Source organism: Limnothrix sp. FACHB-406, assembly GCF_014698235.1.
In the GTDB taxonomy this organism is placed as follows: domain Bacteria; phylum Cyanobacteriota; class Cyanobacteriia; order CACIAM-69d; family CACIAM-69d; genus CACIAM-69d.
Map to the genome: position 1 here is coordinate 237,220 of NZ_JACJSP010000002.1, position 13,917 is coordinate 251,136.

Annotated in this window: 13 protein-coding genes; 11 read left to right on the plus strand and 2 right to left on the minus strand. The window is 57.8% G+C overall.

The window, feature by feature from the left end; all coding sequences use genetic code 11:
* From H6G53_RS02880 to crtB, 10 genes are all read left to right on the plus strand, one after another.
* On the plus strand, window positions 1–594 hold the full coding sequence (locus H6G53_RS02880) for a peroxiredoxin (protein WP_099533057.1): 594 nt from the start codon (window positions 1–3) through the stop codon (window positions 592–594).
* Window positions 595–926: 332 nt separating this feature from the next.
* Complete coding sequence (locus H6G53_RS02885) at window positions 927–1,355, plus strand: DUF2203 domain-containing protein (RefSeq protein WP_190353386.1); 429 nt, start codon at window positions 927–929, stop codon at window positions 1,353–1,355.
* The gene (locus tag H6G53_RS02890; RefSeq protein WP_190530864.1) at window positions 1,328–2,647 is read left to right on the plus strand and encodes a hypothetical protein; all 1,320 of its coding nucleotides are present in this window, start codon (window positions 1,328–1,330) and stop codon (window positions 2,645–2,647) included. The genes H6G53_RS02885 and H6G53_RS02890 overlap by 28 nt, the downstream gene beginning before the upstream one ends.
* 119 nt (window positions 2,648–2,766) lie before the next feature.
* Entirely contained in the window at window positions 2,767–2,901 is a 135-nt protein-coding gene (locus H6G53_RS18885) for a hypothetical protein (RefSeq protein ID WP_255512330.1), read from the plus strand.
* A 77-nt stretch (window positions 2,902–2,978) separates the two neighbouring features.
* Window positions 2,979–5,135: a polyribonucleotide nucleotidyltransferase gene (locus H6G53_RS02895; RefSeq protein ID WP_099533053.1), complete on the plus strand. Its 2,157-nt coding sequence runs from the start codon at window positions 2,979–2,981 to the stop codon at window positions 5,133–5,135.
* An 809-nt stretch (window positions 5,136–5,944) separates the two neighbouring features.
* On the plus strand, window positions 5,945–6,337 hold the full coding sequence (locus H6G53_RS02900; RefSeq protein WP_099533052.1) for a hypothetical protein: 393 nt from the start codon (window positions 5,945–5,947) through the stop codon (window positions 6,335–6,337).
* A 4-nt stretch (window positions 6,338–6,341) separates the two neighbouring features.
* Entirely contained in the window at window positions 6,342–7,607 is a 1,266-nt protein-coding gene (locus H6G53_RS02905) for a gamma-glutamyl-phosphate reductase (RefSeq protein WP_199291350.1), read from the plus strand.
* A gap of 51 nt (window positions 7,608–7,658) precedes the next feature.
* Complete coding sequence (nth, locus tag H6G53_RS02910; RefSeq protein ID WP_190530865.1) at window positions 7,659–8,435, plus strand: endonuclease III; 777 nt, start codon at window positions 7,659–7,661, stop codon at window positions 8,433–8,435.
* 129 nt (window positions 8,436–8,564) lie between these two features.
* Complete coding sequence (locus H6G53_RS02915) at window positions 8,565–9,029, plus strand: CBS domain-containing protein (protein WP_099533050.1); 465 nt, start codon at window positions 8,565–8,567, stop codon at window positions 9,027–9,029.
* 171 nt (window positions 9,030–9,200) lie between these two features.
* A complete protein-coding gene (gene crtB / locus H6G53_RS02920; protein WP_190530866.1) occupies window positions 9,201–10,175 on the plus strand; it encodes a cyanoexosortase B in 975 nt (324 codons plus the stop codon).
* A gap of 122 nt (window positions 10,176–10,297) precedes the next feature.
* Here the strand turns inward: crtB and H6G53_RS02925 are convergent, their stop codons facing one another.
* Entirely contained in the window at window positions 10,298–11,512 is a 1,215-nt protein-coding gene (locus tag H6G53_RS02925; protein ID WP_190530867.1) for an amidohydrolase, read from the minus strand.
* Window positions 11,513–11,852: 340 nt separating this feature from the next.
* On the opposite strand from H6G53_RS02925, the gene H6G53_RS02930 reads away from it, so the two are divergent.
* Window positions 11,853–12,335, plus strand: a complete 483-nt coding sequence (locus H6G53_RS02930; protein WP_099533047.1) for a TerB family tellurite resistance protein — start codon at window positions 11,853–11,855, stop codon at window positions 12,333–12,335.
* 216 nt (window positions 12,336–12,551) lie between these two features.
* On the opposite strand, the gene H6G53_RS02935 is transcribed toward H6G53_RS02930, so the two are convergent.
* Window positions 12,552–13,760, minus strand: coding sequence for an aldo/keto reductase (locus H6G53_RS02935; RefSeq protein WP_099533046.1), 1,209 nt, complete (start codon window positions 13,758–13,760; stop codon window positions 12,552–12,554).
* Between the last annotated feature and the right edge of the window lie 157 nt (window positions 13,761–13,917).

A 13,917-nucleotide genomic window follows, 5' to 3' on the forward strand; every position in this document is an offset into this window, starting at 1 on the left:
ATGACCGAAGGTTGCCTCCGTGTGGGCCAAGTTGCCCCTGACTTCACCGCTACGGCCGTTTCTGACCAAGAGTTCAAAGAAATTAAGCTGTCGAACTACCGTGGCAAGTATGTAGTCCTATTTTTCTATCCCCTGGACTTCACTTTTGTCTGCCCCACGGAAATCACGGCCTTCAGCGATCGCTACGCTGAGTTCTCGCAACTGAACGCCGAAGTATTGGGCGTTTCGGTGGACAGCGCCTTCTCGCACCTGGCTTGGATCCAAACCGATCGCAAGTCCGGCGGTGTGGGCGATCTGAGCTACCCGTTGGTTTCGGACATCAAGAAGGAAATCAGCACCGCTTACAACGTGCTGACTGAAGAAGGCATTGCCCTGCGCGGCCTGTTCATTATTGACAAGGAAGGTGTGATTCAACACGCCACCATCAACAACCTGGCCTTCGGCCGCAGCGTGGATGAGACCTTGCGCGTGCTGCAAGCGATTCAATACGTGCAAACTCACCCCGATGAAGTGTGCCCCGCTGGTTGGCAACCGGGCGAAAAGACGATGAATCCGGATCCTGTGAAGTCGAAGGACTATTTTGCCGCCCTGTAATTGACGCAAATTTCGGCGTTCTAGCCGGAATTGGTCGGCTGATGGCCACCGTTGCGATTGCCCTCAGGCTTGGGTAATGGTGGCTCAAGCTCCTCCTTCCTAGGAACCCAACCCGATCGACCGATGAGCCAAAACCTCTCGATCGAGCTGTAGGGTTGGAGATCATTTCTTGGACATCATTTCGAGGTTGGCTGAACTGACTCCTGAGAGAGGGTCGCTATCTTTTGGCAAGATGGCGACTTTTTTGTTAGTTGGGCGTTCGGGATTGGGGTTCGATCGATTCGGTAGACTTTGGGATGAATTGCCCTGCTGAATGGTCTCAAAGCTGTCCAATGAGTCGTCGCCCATCCCCATCATCTGCCGATCGCCCGGATCCTTTGCCTAAGGAGCCTTTGTCTGAGGAGGCGGAGTTTTCGGCTTTTTTAGCCCAGTTGAGCGATCGGTTAGCGGCGACGGAAACCGCCATGGGCCAGGTGCGATCGCGCTTGGAGCAGGTGCGGGCCGATCGGGAGCGGCGAGCCAGTTTGGGCCATCAGGTGGAAGTGGTGCGGGCGGATTTGGCCCGGGCGCGCGATCGAGAAATTCGCAGCGAATTAACGCAAACGATCCAGACCTTGCAGCGGGAGCTGGAAGAGTTGGACTTGGCCTTGGAAAGTCGCCTCTTTGCGGACAGCGGTTTAAAGGAAGTGTTTTGGCAAGCGGTGCGGTTTGGCAGTTTGGGAGTGGTGTTGGGTTGGTTGCTCAAGCTATGGGCCGGTTAATGGCGGGTGGGGCGCTGGTGTGGGCGGTTCTGTTAGGTTTGGGGATCGATCGAGCTGATGCCGATCGGCCGATCGAGCCGCCTCAACCCCCCGTGGATGCGCAAACCCTGGATGCGCAAACCCTGGATGCGCAAACCTTGCTCAAAAACTGGGAAGCGCCCTTGCCCCCGGAGCGTCGGCGGCCCCTGTGGCCCCTGACTCCGCGACCGCCGGTTTCGCTCGATCGCGCCCGGTGGGGGAGTCCTCGGTTGGAATCGCAGTTGCGGCTCTATCGGCAATATTTGGCGACCCATGGCCAGCCGCCGGATTTGTTGATTGTGGGTAGTTCCCGATCGCTCCAGGGCATTGACCCGACGGTTTTGGCCCGTTCGTTGTCAACAACCCTGCGGCGGCCCGTGCGGGTGTTTAACTTTGGCATTAACGGTGCAACGGCCCAGGTGGTGCGCTGGTTGCTGATGGATTTGTTTCCGCCGGACTGGTTGCCTCGGGTGGTGGTTTGGGGCGATGGCTCGCGGGCCTTTAACAGCGGTCGGATCGATCGCACCTTTGCCAGCATTGCGGCTTCCGAGGGCTTTCGACAACTGGCCATGGCCCGCGCCCGGGGCGGTCATCCCTGGTCTGTGGCGCGGTGGCGGGAATCTCCTTGGGGGCGATCGGTCAACGGGTTGCCATCCTTGACCCTCAACAGCAGCACTTATCCCAGCGCGGCCCTGATGCCCGGCCTGATGCCCGGTTGGTTTCAACGACAACCACCCTTGCCACTGCGCCCAGAGCCAGAACTCGATCGGCTGGGATTTTTGGCTGATTTGCGCCGTTTTGCGCCCGATCGCTACTACCAACAATTTCCGAAAGTGCCCGGTCGCTATGACGATATGTACAGCGGTTTTCAGTTGGCAGGCGGTGTTCAAGATCGAGCGGTGCGCCAGTTGATCACCTTTGCTCGATCGCGCGGCATTCGTCTGAGTTTTGTGAACTTGCCCCTCAGTCAGGATTATTTGGATCCGGCCCGGCTGACCTATGAACGGGAATTCCAGACCTATTTGGCACAACTGCGAGATCAGGGGTTAATCGTTCAAGATTGGTTGCTGCGCTGGCCCGATCGCCACGACTATTTCGCAGACCCCAGCCACATCAACCGCTACGGAGCCGCCGCGATCGCCCTGGATTTGGCCCAGGATGCCTGGCTGCGTTGGAATTTGACCCCGATCGCCGGTCGGCCTGCACCGGTTTTGAATGGAGCGCCGAATCGGGAGAACAGTGGGCGATCGGGGCCACTGCGGCCAGCCCCTTAAAAGATTGGCTTTCGCGTTAGAAATCCGAATGGTTGTGGACTCGGATCGTTGGCAATAATCGTTGGCAATGATCACTGGCAATTGCCCTTGGAATCAACCTTGCGATCGGGGGCGAGATCATGAACCGCGATCGGGTAGGTGAGTGGAACCCAAAGGGGGGCGATCGGCTGAATGAGCCACCGAAGCGATCGGGACTAAATCCTTATGGAGCCTTGTTTTACGTCGTTTTGTCGAGACAGTTGGCCGTGAATTAACAAACGGTCTAGTATCTAACAAACGGTGTTAGGATTGCCACAGTAATAGAAAGAATCTCCAAGGATCATCATCATTCATGCAAGAAATTGACAAGTCAATATCCTTTGATGGAAGGGATATTCGGCTGAAGATCGGTTTGCTCGCACCCCAAGCTGGTGGATCGGTACTGATTGGGTCGGGCGATACCGCAGTGTTAGTAACCGCCACCCGTTCCTCAGCGCGCGAGGGCATTGATTTTCTTCCCCTCACTGTTGATTACGAAGAACGGCTGTATGCCGCCGGCCGCATTCCGGGTAGCTTCCAACGCCGCGAAGGTCGCCCGCCGGAAAAGGCAATTTTGACTGGGCGCTTAATCGATCGCCCCCTGCGCCCGCTGTTCCCGAATTGGTTGCGCGACGATATCCAAGTGGTGGCCACCACCGTGTCCCTCGATCCCGACGTGCCGCCGGATGTGCTGGCCGTGACGGGTGCTTCGATCGCCACCTTGCTGGCCCAAATTCCCTTCCAGGGGCCGATGGCGGCGGTGCGCGTGGGTTTGGTGGGCGACGAGTTCATCATCAACCCCACCTATGCGGAAATTGAAAAGGGTGAATTGGATCTGGTGGTTGCCGGATCGCCCGATGGCGTGGTGATGGTGGAGGCGGGGGCCAATCAACTGCCCGAAGCGGACATCATCGAGGCGATCGACTTTGGCTATGAAGCCGTGCGCGACTTGATTCAAGCGCAACGGGACATCATCGCTGAATTGGGTCTGGAGCTGGTGACGGCGGAACCCCCCGCGATCGACACCACCCTCGAAGACTTCATTCGATCGCGCACCACGGGCGAAATCAAAGGCATCTTGTCGCAATTTGAGCTGGGCAAAACCCGGCGCGACGCGGCCTTGGATGCCCTGCAAGCCACTGTGGCCCAGGAAATTGCCGATCGGGCCGATGACGACGCGATCAAAGTGGCCGCCACCGCTGACCCCAAGGCCCTGCCCAAGGTCTTCAAGGCTGTCACCAAGTCCCTGATGCGTCGCCAAATCGTTGAAGATGGCGTGCGCGTTGATGGGCGCAAACTGGACGAAGTGCGGCAGGTCTCCTGCCGGGCCGGGGTGTTGCCCCCGCGCGTTCATGGCAGCGGCCTGTTTCAACGGGGCTTGACCCAGGTGATGTCCGTGGTGACGCTGGGGACTCCCGGCGATGCCCAAGAACTGGACGACCTGCACCCGGACGAACAGAAGCGCTACCTGCACCACTACAACTTCCCGCCCTACTCGGTGGGTGAAACCCGCCCGATGCGATCGCCCGGTCGCCGGGAAATCGGTCACGGGGCCTTGGCAGAACGGGCCCTGGTTCCCGTGTTGCCGCCGAAGGATGCCTTCCCCTACGTGTTGCGCGTGGTGTCGGAAGTATTGTCCTCCGATGGTTCCACCTCCATGGGGTCCGTTTGCGGCTCCACCCTGTCCCTGATGGATGCCGGTGTGCCGATCGCCAAGCCCGTCAGCGGCGCAGCGATGGGCCTAATTAAGGAAGGTGAAGAAATTCGCGTCCTCACCGACATCCAAGGTCTGGAAGACTTCCTGGGTGACATGGACTTCAAGGTGGCTGGCACCGACAGCGGCATCACCGCCTTGCAAATGGACATGAAGATCACCGGGTTGGACATGGGCACGATCGCCAAGGCGATCGAACAGGCCCGCCCGGCGCGTCTGCACATCCTGGAAAAGATGATGGCGGCGATCGATCAACCGCGTGGCGACCTGTCGAAGTTTGCCCCGCGCCTGCTGACCTTCCGGATCGACCCGAGCGACATCGGCATGGTGATCGGGCCCGGTGGCAAAACGATCAAGGGCATCGTCGAAGAAACCGGCGCGAAAATCGACATCGAAGACAGCGGCTTAGTCACCGTGTCCTCGAACGATGGCGAAAAGGCCAAGCGCGCGGCCCAAATTGTCCAAAACATGACCCGCAAGATCGAAGTGGGCAGCGTGTTTGTGGGCAAAGTCACCCGCACGATCCCGATCGGGGCCTTTGTGGAATTCTTGCCCGGCAAAGAAGGCATGATCCACATTTCCCAACTGGCCGATCGGCGTGTGGGCAAAGTCGAAGACGTGGTGGCCGTGGGTGATGAGGTGATCATCAAGGTGCGCGAAATTGACAATCGCGGCCGGATCAACCTGACTCGTTTGGGCATCCACCCCGACGAAGCGGCGGCGGCCCGCGATGCGGCCGAAGCAGCGGCCACCTAAGGAACTGGGGCCTAAAAGCCCCGCCCCGGCCTCCTCCAGCAGCCTATTGGCGAGAGGTATGGGGCCAATTCCATGGCTCTTGCATGAGGGCTACCCAACCTAAAACCGGAGATCGAACAGTCGATCTCCGGTTTTTTGTGGGCATTGTTCTGAATTGGTTCTGAATTGTTTGCAGAACGGCGCTCAACAATGGGAGGCGATCGAACAAAAACGCCGATCGCCCCATGCTGTCAGGCCTCTAGGCAAAAATCACTAGCGAGGTTAACCAGAATCACAGGGAATGATGATGGCGATCGCAGGACTCAGCTCCCGAAATCCTTGACCATAGCTCCTTAGCAGAACGGAGGGAATCTTCGTTGTGACGCTTCCCTCCGCTGTTACCAATCTCTCGATGCCTGACCTCATCCTTGTGGGAATGTTCCCCATGGGTGGGGTCAAGCCTCCATATTAACCAAAGAATTTGCTCAAGCCCGACTTTGCCAGCGCGTGGCCTTTTGATGGTTGGTATTCGGCTCAAATTGTGGTGAAATGCGGACATGAGCCGCCTTTTGTAGCCTTGAAATCAACTTAAAACAAAACCGAAGCCGGTTGAATCTTGGATCTTGAATCTTGAGTCTTGAATCAAGATGGAATTCGTATTGAACGCCTATGGAACGCCTATGGAACTCCTATGGAATTCGGATGGGATCCGCGGGTGACTTGGGTTTGGATCAGGGGTGTTTCCTTGCTGCTGGGGCGGCCCTGTTAAGCTAAGAGCATGAGAAACCCCTGGCCAAGTCGTTTATTCCCACCGGGCGATCGGGCGATCGTTGAAGACTTCTCAGATTGAGCTAACGGAGTCCTACCCTTGTCCCTGTCGGCAACGGGGCACCCTGCGGCCGATCGCACTCATGGACGCATTTGGCTGCGATCGCTGCCAGCAAATTTTTGTGGTGACCGAATCGGGCGATCAAATTGAGCAGGTGTCTTCTGGGGCAATCTACCGACGGCTGTGGCGATGGACAGGAACGCGCTGGCTCTCTGTGCGTCCACCCTTGCGTGAAAATTATTTGCCCATTACCCTTTGGGCTGGATTTGTCTTGGTGTTGGCTTGGTTGCCCCTGATTGTCAAAGGACTGGCAGGCACGGCGGCTTGGCTGTTGCCGGGATTGCTGGTGATTGGGCTACCGCTGTTGTTGTTATGGCTGGCATACCGGCGCTGAGATTATGGTTGGAAATCCCCTGGTTAATTCGGGAGCGCTGGATTTATTTGGGGCATTGGCGGCGGCGGCCCGAGGGCGATCGGCCCTGGTGGCCATGCGTGGTGGCGAGCGATCGCGGGCGCTGAAAGTGATGGCCAAGGCTTTGCGAGCCGCCCAAAACGAAATTTTGGAAGCCAACACACTGGACTTGGAAGCCAGCCGCGAAAAGGCCAACAGCGGCTTGCCGTCCCTGTGGATTAAGTTCACGCCCGATCGATTGCAACAGGTGGCCGATATGCTCGATCGGCTGGCGGATTTGCCCGACCCCACTCGGCAGGCCATTCGCGCCACCCACCAAACCCAATACCTACAAAGCTATTGCCAACTGATGCCCCTGGGGACGATCGCCCTGGTGCATGAAGGCCTGCCGGAACTGGGGGCGATCGCGGCGGGCATGGGCATCAAAACCGGCAACAGCATGATTTTGTATGGCAGCAGCGACACCAAGCACACCAACGCGGCAATCGCGGCGGCCCTCACCGATGGGCTGACGGCTGGAGAATTGCCGCCCGAATGTGTCACAGCCATTCCGCCCGATCGGGATATTTCCATGCGCGACCTGCTGGCCCAGGAGCGCTACTTGAACCTGATTGTGGCCTATGGCCGGCCAAAGCTGGTGCAACAGGCCAGTCAGTTTGCCACCGTGCCCATTCTGGGCGCAGCGATCGGCAATTGCTATCTCTACTGGGCCCTGTCCGGCGAGTTAGACGTGGTGCGTTGGGCCATTTCCGACAGCCACCAGGGCGATCCGGAAGCGGTGAACGCGATCGAAAAGGTGCTGGTTCACGAGCGCCACAACCGATCGATGTTGGGGGTGCTCTTTGGCTCCTTGCAAACGGACGGGTTTGAAGTGCGGGTCGATGCCCATTTGCAACAGGATTTTCCTGACTTGCCCTTGGCAGCCGATGATGAGTGGAATCGGCCCTATTTAACCAAAACCGTTGCGTTTCGCACCGTGGCCAGCGTGGAAGAGGCGATCGCGGTGATTCACACCCAAAGCAGCGGCCACGCGGACTGCATCGCCACCGAGTCCTATCGAGAAGCCCACCAATTTGCCTCCCGCCTCGACAGCGCCTCCACCTACATCAATGCCTCACCCCGATTCCAGCGCAATCCCCGGGGCAGTGCTTCGGTGTTTTTGGGCATGTCGAATCAAAAGGGCTATCGACGCGGGGCGATCGGCCTGGACATGTTGACCACCATCAAGCAAATTGTCCAAGGGGACGGCTAATTTGGCCCCTTGGTTTGATTCGTTCAGGCTCCTTTCAACTGATTCCCAACCATGCCGGTAAGCACTCGTAAGTGGGCCGCCAAACAACAGGTGGCGATCGAAATTCTTGATCGCCTGAAAGTGCTCTATCCCGATGCCACATGCAGCCTGAATTATGAAACACCCGTGCAATTGTTGGTGGCGACAATTCTGTCGGCCCAATGCACCGATGAGCGGGTGAACCTGGTCACACCAGCTCTGTTTGCAAGGTTTCCCGACGCGGTGGCCCTGGCCGGGGCCGATCGAGCCGAGTTGGAAGCCTTGGTGCGATCGACCGGCTTCTATCGCAACAAAGCCAAGAATATCCAGGGCGCTTGCCAAATGATCCTGGACAGATTTGGCGGCGAACTGCCCAAGCGGATGGAGGAACTGCTGTTGCTGCCGGGGGTGGCGCGTAAAACGGCGAATGTGGTGCTGGCCCACGCCTTTGGCATCAATGCGGGCGTGACGGTGGACACCCATGTGAAGCGCCTGGCCTATCGCTTGGGCATGACTGAGCATCAGGATCCGGTGCGGATTGAGCGCGATTTGATGCGGCTGTTGCCCCAACCGGACTGGGAAAATTGGTCGATTCGGCTGATTTATCACGGGCGGGCCGTTTGCGATGCCCGGAAACCGGCTTGCGATCGCTGCCAGTTGGCGGATCTATGTCCCCAAAAGGGACTGGGCGCAACGACAACCAAGGCCAAACCCCAATCCACTGCCCGATCGACCGGCAAAACCAGCAGCAAATCTAATAGCAAAGCCAGTTCCAGCACAGCTAAGGCCAAAACACCCCCCAAACCCTAGCCCCCGTTCAACGATCAAGTCCTTCGCTTCCGAGCTGGGGCCACAGAGCGTGTCAAATCGTTACCAGTTGCGCTCTCCAACCGATCGCCCGTCCTAGAATGAGGGCAGAAGCATTTAGGGATCGAGCGAATGGCTGCAACGGTTGCCGATGTAATGAGCCGCGATCCGATCGTCGTCCGTCGTGACACCTCCCTCATCGAGGTCATCAAACTCCTGGCGGAACAGCGCATTAGCGGCGTGCCCGTGGTGGATGAAGCGGGGCAGTTGATTGGGGTCGTGTCGGAAAGCGATCTGATGTGGCAAGAGACCGGCGTGGATGTGCCGCCGTTCATCACCATTTTGGACAGTGTGATTTATCTCAAAAATCCCCTGCAATTTGAAAAGGAATTGCACAAGGCCTTGGGCAGTACGGTGGCCGATGTGATGAGCGATCGGGTGAAAACCACCAAGCCCGATACATTGCTGCGCGATGCCACGCGGCATTTGCTGGAAGGCAATATTCACCGAATGCCCGTGGTAGATGATGCGGGAGCGATCGTGGGCATCCTGACTCGGGGCGACATCATTCGAGCCATGGCCAACGGGTTGCAATAGGCCAGCATTGCCTGGGCTGTTGAGTGATGGCTGAGGCATGATTTTGAACCGTTTGGGCCGATCGAGCCGGATTTGTGGCCGATCGCTCAGCATCAACAGTGGTTAGGGTTCGGCGGCTGTGGCATTTTGGAAGAGGCCGCTGGAATTTGCTGATCGCTGAGGTTGAAGTTCATGACTGCCGATCGCCCCGTTGCAAATCGTTCTGACTGGCTTGATCGGGCCCTGTTGCCAGCGGGGGCGGCCTGCTTGGCCCTGGCCTATGGGCCGCTGTTGGTGCATTGGGTGCGCGGTTGGCTCACCAAAGACATCAGCATTGAGCATGAATATTTCAGCTACGGCCTGATTGGGCTGCCCTTTGCGGCCTATTTGGCATGGGAAAAGCGATCGCGCTGGCAGCGATTGGCGGATCGATCGCACCCGGTGGGCTGGGGGCTGTTGGGGTTGAGCGTGGCGTTTTACCTGAGCGGCGTGGCCGATTGGGTGAACCTGTCGTTCCCGATCGCCCTCTGGGGGCTTTGTGGTGTTTGGAAAGGGGCGGCCGGTTGGCGGCTGATGGCGGCCCCCTTGGTCTTCACCACCCTGGCCACGCCTAACGAGGTTCCCTACCTCATTTCGCCCTATGTGGTGGGGTTGCAGCGGTTCATTGCCGCCATGGCTGGTTTTTTGCTGAACCAAGTGGGACTGGAAGCGCAGGTGGAGGGCATTTATCTCTACGTGCGCGATCGGGCGGTGGAAGTGGCTCCCCACTGCGCGGGCCTGAAAATGCTCCTGACCTGTTGGTATGTGGGACTGATGGCCATCTATTGGTGCGGCACGGTGCGGGGGCGATCGCCCATCGCTCTGTTTTTGGTGGGAACGACGGTCATCAGCGTGTTGATGAATGTCTTTCGGAACACGATTTTGGCCTACTTGCACGGTACGGGTCAGGACGGCCTGTTCGACTTCATGCATGAGGGAACCGGCGGCGACCTGTATTCAGCCGTGATGTTGCTGACTGTGGTGCTTTGGTTCCGAATCATTGAGCGGTTTGTGGGCGAAGGGCCGGATGCTGCCCTGGCCCCATCGCCCTCGAAGGTTGCGCCCCGACCTGACCCGATCGCGCCGGAGGATCAACCGGAAGTCGCAGAACGAGATCCCGATTTCTAGCGATCGGCTCCTGTGGCTGCAAAACCCTAGATAAACCCTAGAAAAAGGGATTCAGACCCTTGCCCCCCCGATCGGGACGTGGCGAGATCGGGAGTGGAGAGATTGGGTCTAGGACTTTGAGTTTAGGGCGTGTTAAAGGATTCGATGATCCGCAAAAACAACTCCACTCCCATGGCCAGCGCCGTTTCATCAAAATCAAAACGGGGGTGGTGATGGGGGAACGCTAAGCCCCGATCGGGATTGGCCGCCCCCACAAAGAAATAGCAACCGGGGACTTCCTTTAGGAAAAAGGACATATCCTCACCGCCCATGGTTTGGCAGTTGGGCACAACCCCGATCGGCGTTTCAATCACCGTTTCGGCCACCCGTCGCACCCGATCGGCTGCGGCCGGATCGTTGACCGTGGCCGGATAGATCGATCGATAGTCCAGTTCGTACCGGGCCCCGTGGGCGGCGCAAATGCCCGCAATAATCGACTCCACCCGCTCCCGAATCACCCCTTCTAGGGCCGGATTGAAATAGCGCACCGTGCCAGCCAAGCGGGCCTGATCTGCGATCACGTTTTTGGCCGTGCCCGCGTGAAATTCGCCCACGGTCACCACCGCCGAATCGATCGGGTCAATGTTGCGAGCCACAATCGTTTGCAGAGCCGTGACAATTTGCGCCCCCACCAACACCGAGTCGATCGTTTGGTGAGGCATGGCTCCATGGCCGCCTTTCCCAAACAGGGTGCAAGCAAACAGTTCCACCGCCGCCATTAACGGCCCCGGCCGCACGCCTACCGTACCCAGCGGCAAGTTATTCCACAAATGCAGCCCAAAGATGGCATCCACATCGGGATTGTGCAGCACCCCGGCTTCGATCATCGGTTTTGCGCCGCCGGGCCCCTCTTCGGCCGGCTGAAAAATCAGCTTGATGGTTCCGGCCAGTTGCGATCGATGGTGGGCCAAATAATAGGCCGTGCCCAGGGCGATCGCCGTGTGGCCGTCGTGGCCGCAGGCGTGCATTTTGCCCTCGTGGCGCGATCGATAGGGCACTTCGTTTTGCTCTTGCACGGGCAAGGCATCCATATCGGCCCGCAAGGCAATGGTTGGGCCCGGTTGGCTGCCTTTAATGACCGCCACAATGCCGGTTTTGGCGATGCCCGCTTGGTAATCAATACCCCACTCTCGCAGGCGATCGCACACAAAAGCGGCCGTCAGGGCCTCTTGAAATCCCAACTCTGGGTACTGATGAAACTGTCGCCGCCAAGACACCAATTGCGGCAACAAATTTCGCACATCTAACCGTAACTTCGATAGGTCAATTCCTGGAGCGGTGGGTAAGGTGGAAATCACGGAAGTTCAGATACTTTTCAGATTTTCCTTAGACCTTAGCTTAGAGTTTTTCTGTTGGGCCTTGTACGAATGGCGATCGGGAGAGCGATCGGGACAGGGGCAGAATCCAAAACAGCGCGATCGCCCTGAAAATGCGGAAAGCACTCGGTCTGGAAACCCTGAGATCTGCCATAAATCTTGATGCAATTACCCCAAGGTGACGGTCGGTGACGATCAATTGTGGACTTTCATCAACTTCCATCGCGAATTGATCCAGAACGCCCCGATCGCCCTGGCCATTGGCTAGATCGAAAAGAGAATTCAGCGCTAATCACCGGATCCCAAACCGGAGGGAGCCACCATGCTAAAACCGCCACCACCTCCCCCGATCGCCCCCAAGCAAATGAACCTGCTGCGGGTGGTTGCTGCCATGGCCTGGGCCGACGGACATTTGGCCGACGAAGAAATTGAAGTGATGCTCGATCGCTTCAGCCAACTGTTTGCCCGCGACGGCCAACAATCGATCGAACTGAAACAAGACTTGCGGGAATATTTGGTGCAAAATCTGCCCCTGGCAGAAATTGTGCCTAAGCTCACCAACGACGCTGACAAAGAATTGGCCCTGGAATTGGCCTATGAAACCATTGCCTCCAGCGCCCGCACGCCCGATGAAGCGGTGATTAATGCCGAAGAATCCGCCGCCTATGGTGAATTGGTGCGGCTGTTGGCCCTGTCGCCGGACGTGGTGAAACGGATTGAATCGAACAGCAATCAGGCCGGGGCTTCCAAGCAAGACCTAATTGAGTTCTTGGCTCAAAAGCTCGCAGAAACCGACCTGTCCTAAGGCTCGATCGGGAGCAGACCGGAAGCAACGATCCGCCGCCTGCTCCCAGAATCAACCCAGACAAGGGGCTTAAGCCCCTTGTCCCCGTGAGGGTTAGTGCTTGATCAGTCTCCCAAAATACTGATCAGGCATCTGCTAAGACCTTCGCCAAGATTTCGCCAAGACCTCGCCAAGATTTCGCCAAGATCTCAACAAAAACCTCCGCCAAGACCTCAGCTAAGACGATTGCGAAAGGCGCTTCACCGCCCCGCCCGCCAGTAACTGGTGCGCCTCCGTCAGAATATTCAAGACCCGATCGGGATAGGGACTGCGGGCTAAACAGGGGCGCAAGTCTAGCTCCGACAGGCGATCGCCCCGTTGCCCCGGAAACCAGTGGCCCCCATTGCCCAACAGGTTGTAGCGCATCTTGCCATAGGCCACCATGTCAAAGGCCTTCACCAAATTCCACAGCCACACGATCGTTCGCACACTGATTTCGCCCGGCACTTCTTCCGGCTTTGGCAACCCCTGTTCCCAAGTGCGCAGCCAGGCCTTCCCTTCCCCGGGGCCAAACTCGCGATCAAACGCCTCGATCGCCGCTTGCTCCAACCGTCGCGTAATCATCGGCAGTAACTGACCCGGTTGATCCAAAAAGGACAGGGTTTTCAGGTGCTCATCAAAATCGCTAGGCCGAGCGGCCCCCAGGCTCAGGGTATGCACCTGCGGATGGCTTAAACAAAACAAATTGTTAAACACCATCGGACTCAGGGGCTTGCAGAGTTCCACCAATTTGGGCGATGGCTCGTATAGCAGTCCCCCTTTATTGGCTGGACTGATAATAAACACGCCCATATCCAACTGGGTGGCCGCCTCGATCGCCCGCCAGTTGGTTTGGTTGATGTAATACCAATGCAAATTGACGTAATCAAATTGGTTGGACTGAATCGTCTCCATGATTACGTCCAGGGGCCCATGGGTGGAAAATCCAATGAACCGCACTCGCCCCTCCGCCTGCCAGCGTCTGGCGCGATCGAGGCAGCCCCCCGGCCGCAACGTCCAGTCCAAATGCTCACGGGTGTTAATTCCGTGAATGCCCAGCAAGTCCACATAGTCGAGCTTGAGGTAGCCCATGGACTGTTCAAAGTCCCGCTCAAAGTCGGCCACCTCGGCAGCAGGCCCCACCTTCGTTTGCACAATCAAATCCTGGCGGGGATATTGCGGCAGCACCCAACCGAGTTGCATCTCGGAGCTGCCATAGCCCCTCGCCGTCTCAATGTGGTTAATGCCCAAAGCAAGGGCCCGCTCGATCGTGGCGGCCAAATTGGCTTGGCCCGCCGCGTCAATTTGTGTGGGTGAGAGGTCTTGCCAGGCCTGTTGGTAGCGCATTCCACCACAGGAAAACACCGGCATTGATAGCTCTGTGCGCCCAAACCGTCGATAAAGCATGGGTTTTTGGGATCTGAGGAATTGTTTTAGAAACAAGGGAATGCGTGGCAAGGTTCAATAACCCAATGCTAGACAGCCATACCCCATGCTAGACAGCGATGCTGAATGCCGCGCCGGATCGCCAGTTCAGCCATGTTGGCTGGGGCGGACTGGATCC

What these genes read in the sequence shown, in the direction of transcription:
- H6G53_RS02880 (WP_099533057.1), top strand. Translation starts at nt 1, where the DNA reads ATGACCGAAGGTTGCCTCCGTGTGGGCCAAGTTGCCCCTGACTTCACC.
- H6G53_RS02885 (WP_190353386.1), top strand. Translation starts at nt 927, where the DNA reads ATGAGTCGTCGCCCATCCCCATCATCTGCCGATCGCCCGGATCCTTTG.
- H6G53_RS18885 (WP_255512330.1), top strand. Translation starts at nt 2,767, where the DNA reads ATGAACCGCGATCGGGTAGGTGAGTGGAACCCAAAGGGGGGCGATCGG.
- H6G53_RS02895 (WP_099533053.1), top strand. Translation starts at nt 2,979, where the DNA reads ATGCAAGAAATTGACAAGTCAATATCCTTTGATGGAAGGGATATTCGG.
- H6G53_RS02905 (WP_199291350.1), top strand. Translation starts at nt 6,342, where the DNA reads ATGGTTGGAAATCCCCTGGTTAATTCGGGAGCGCTGGATTTATTTGGG.
- nth (WP_190530865.1), top strand. Translation starts at nt 7,659, where the DNA reads ATGCCGGTAAGCACTCGTAAGTGGGCCGCCAAACAACAGGTGGCGATC.
- H6G53_RS02915 (WP_099533050.1), top strand. Translation starts at nt 8,565, where the DNA reads ATGGCTGCAACGGTTGCCGATGTAATGAGCCGCGATCCGATCGTCGTC.
- crtB (WP_190530866.1), top strand. Translation starts at nt 9,201, where the DNA reads ATGACTGCCGATCGCCCCGTTGCAAATCGTTCTGACTGGCTTGATCGG.
- H6G53_RS02930 (WP_099533047.1), top strand. Translation starts at nt 11,853, where the DNA reads ATGCTAAAACCGCCACCACCTCCCCCGATCGCCCCCAAGCAAATGAAC.
- H6G53_RS02935 (WP_099533046.1), bottom strand. Translation starts at nt 13,760, where the DNA reads ATGCTTTATCGACGGTTTGGGCGCACAGAGCTATCAATGCCGGTGTTT.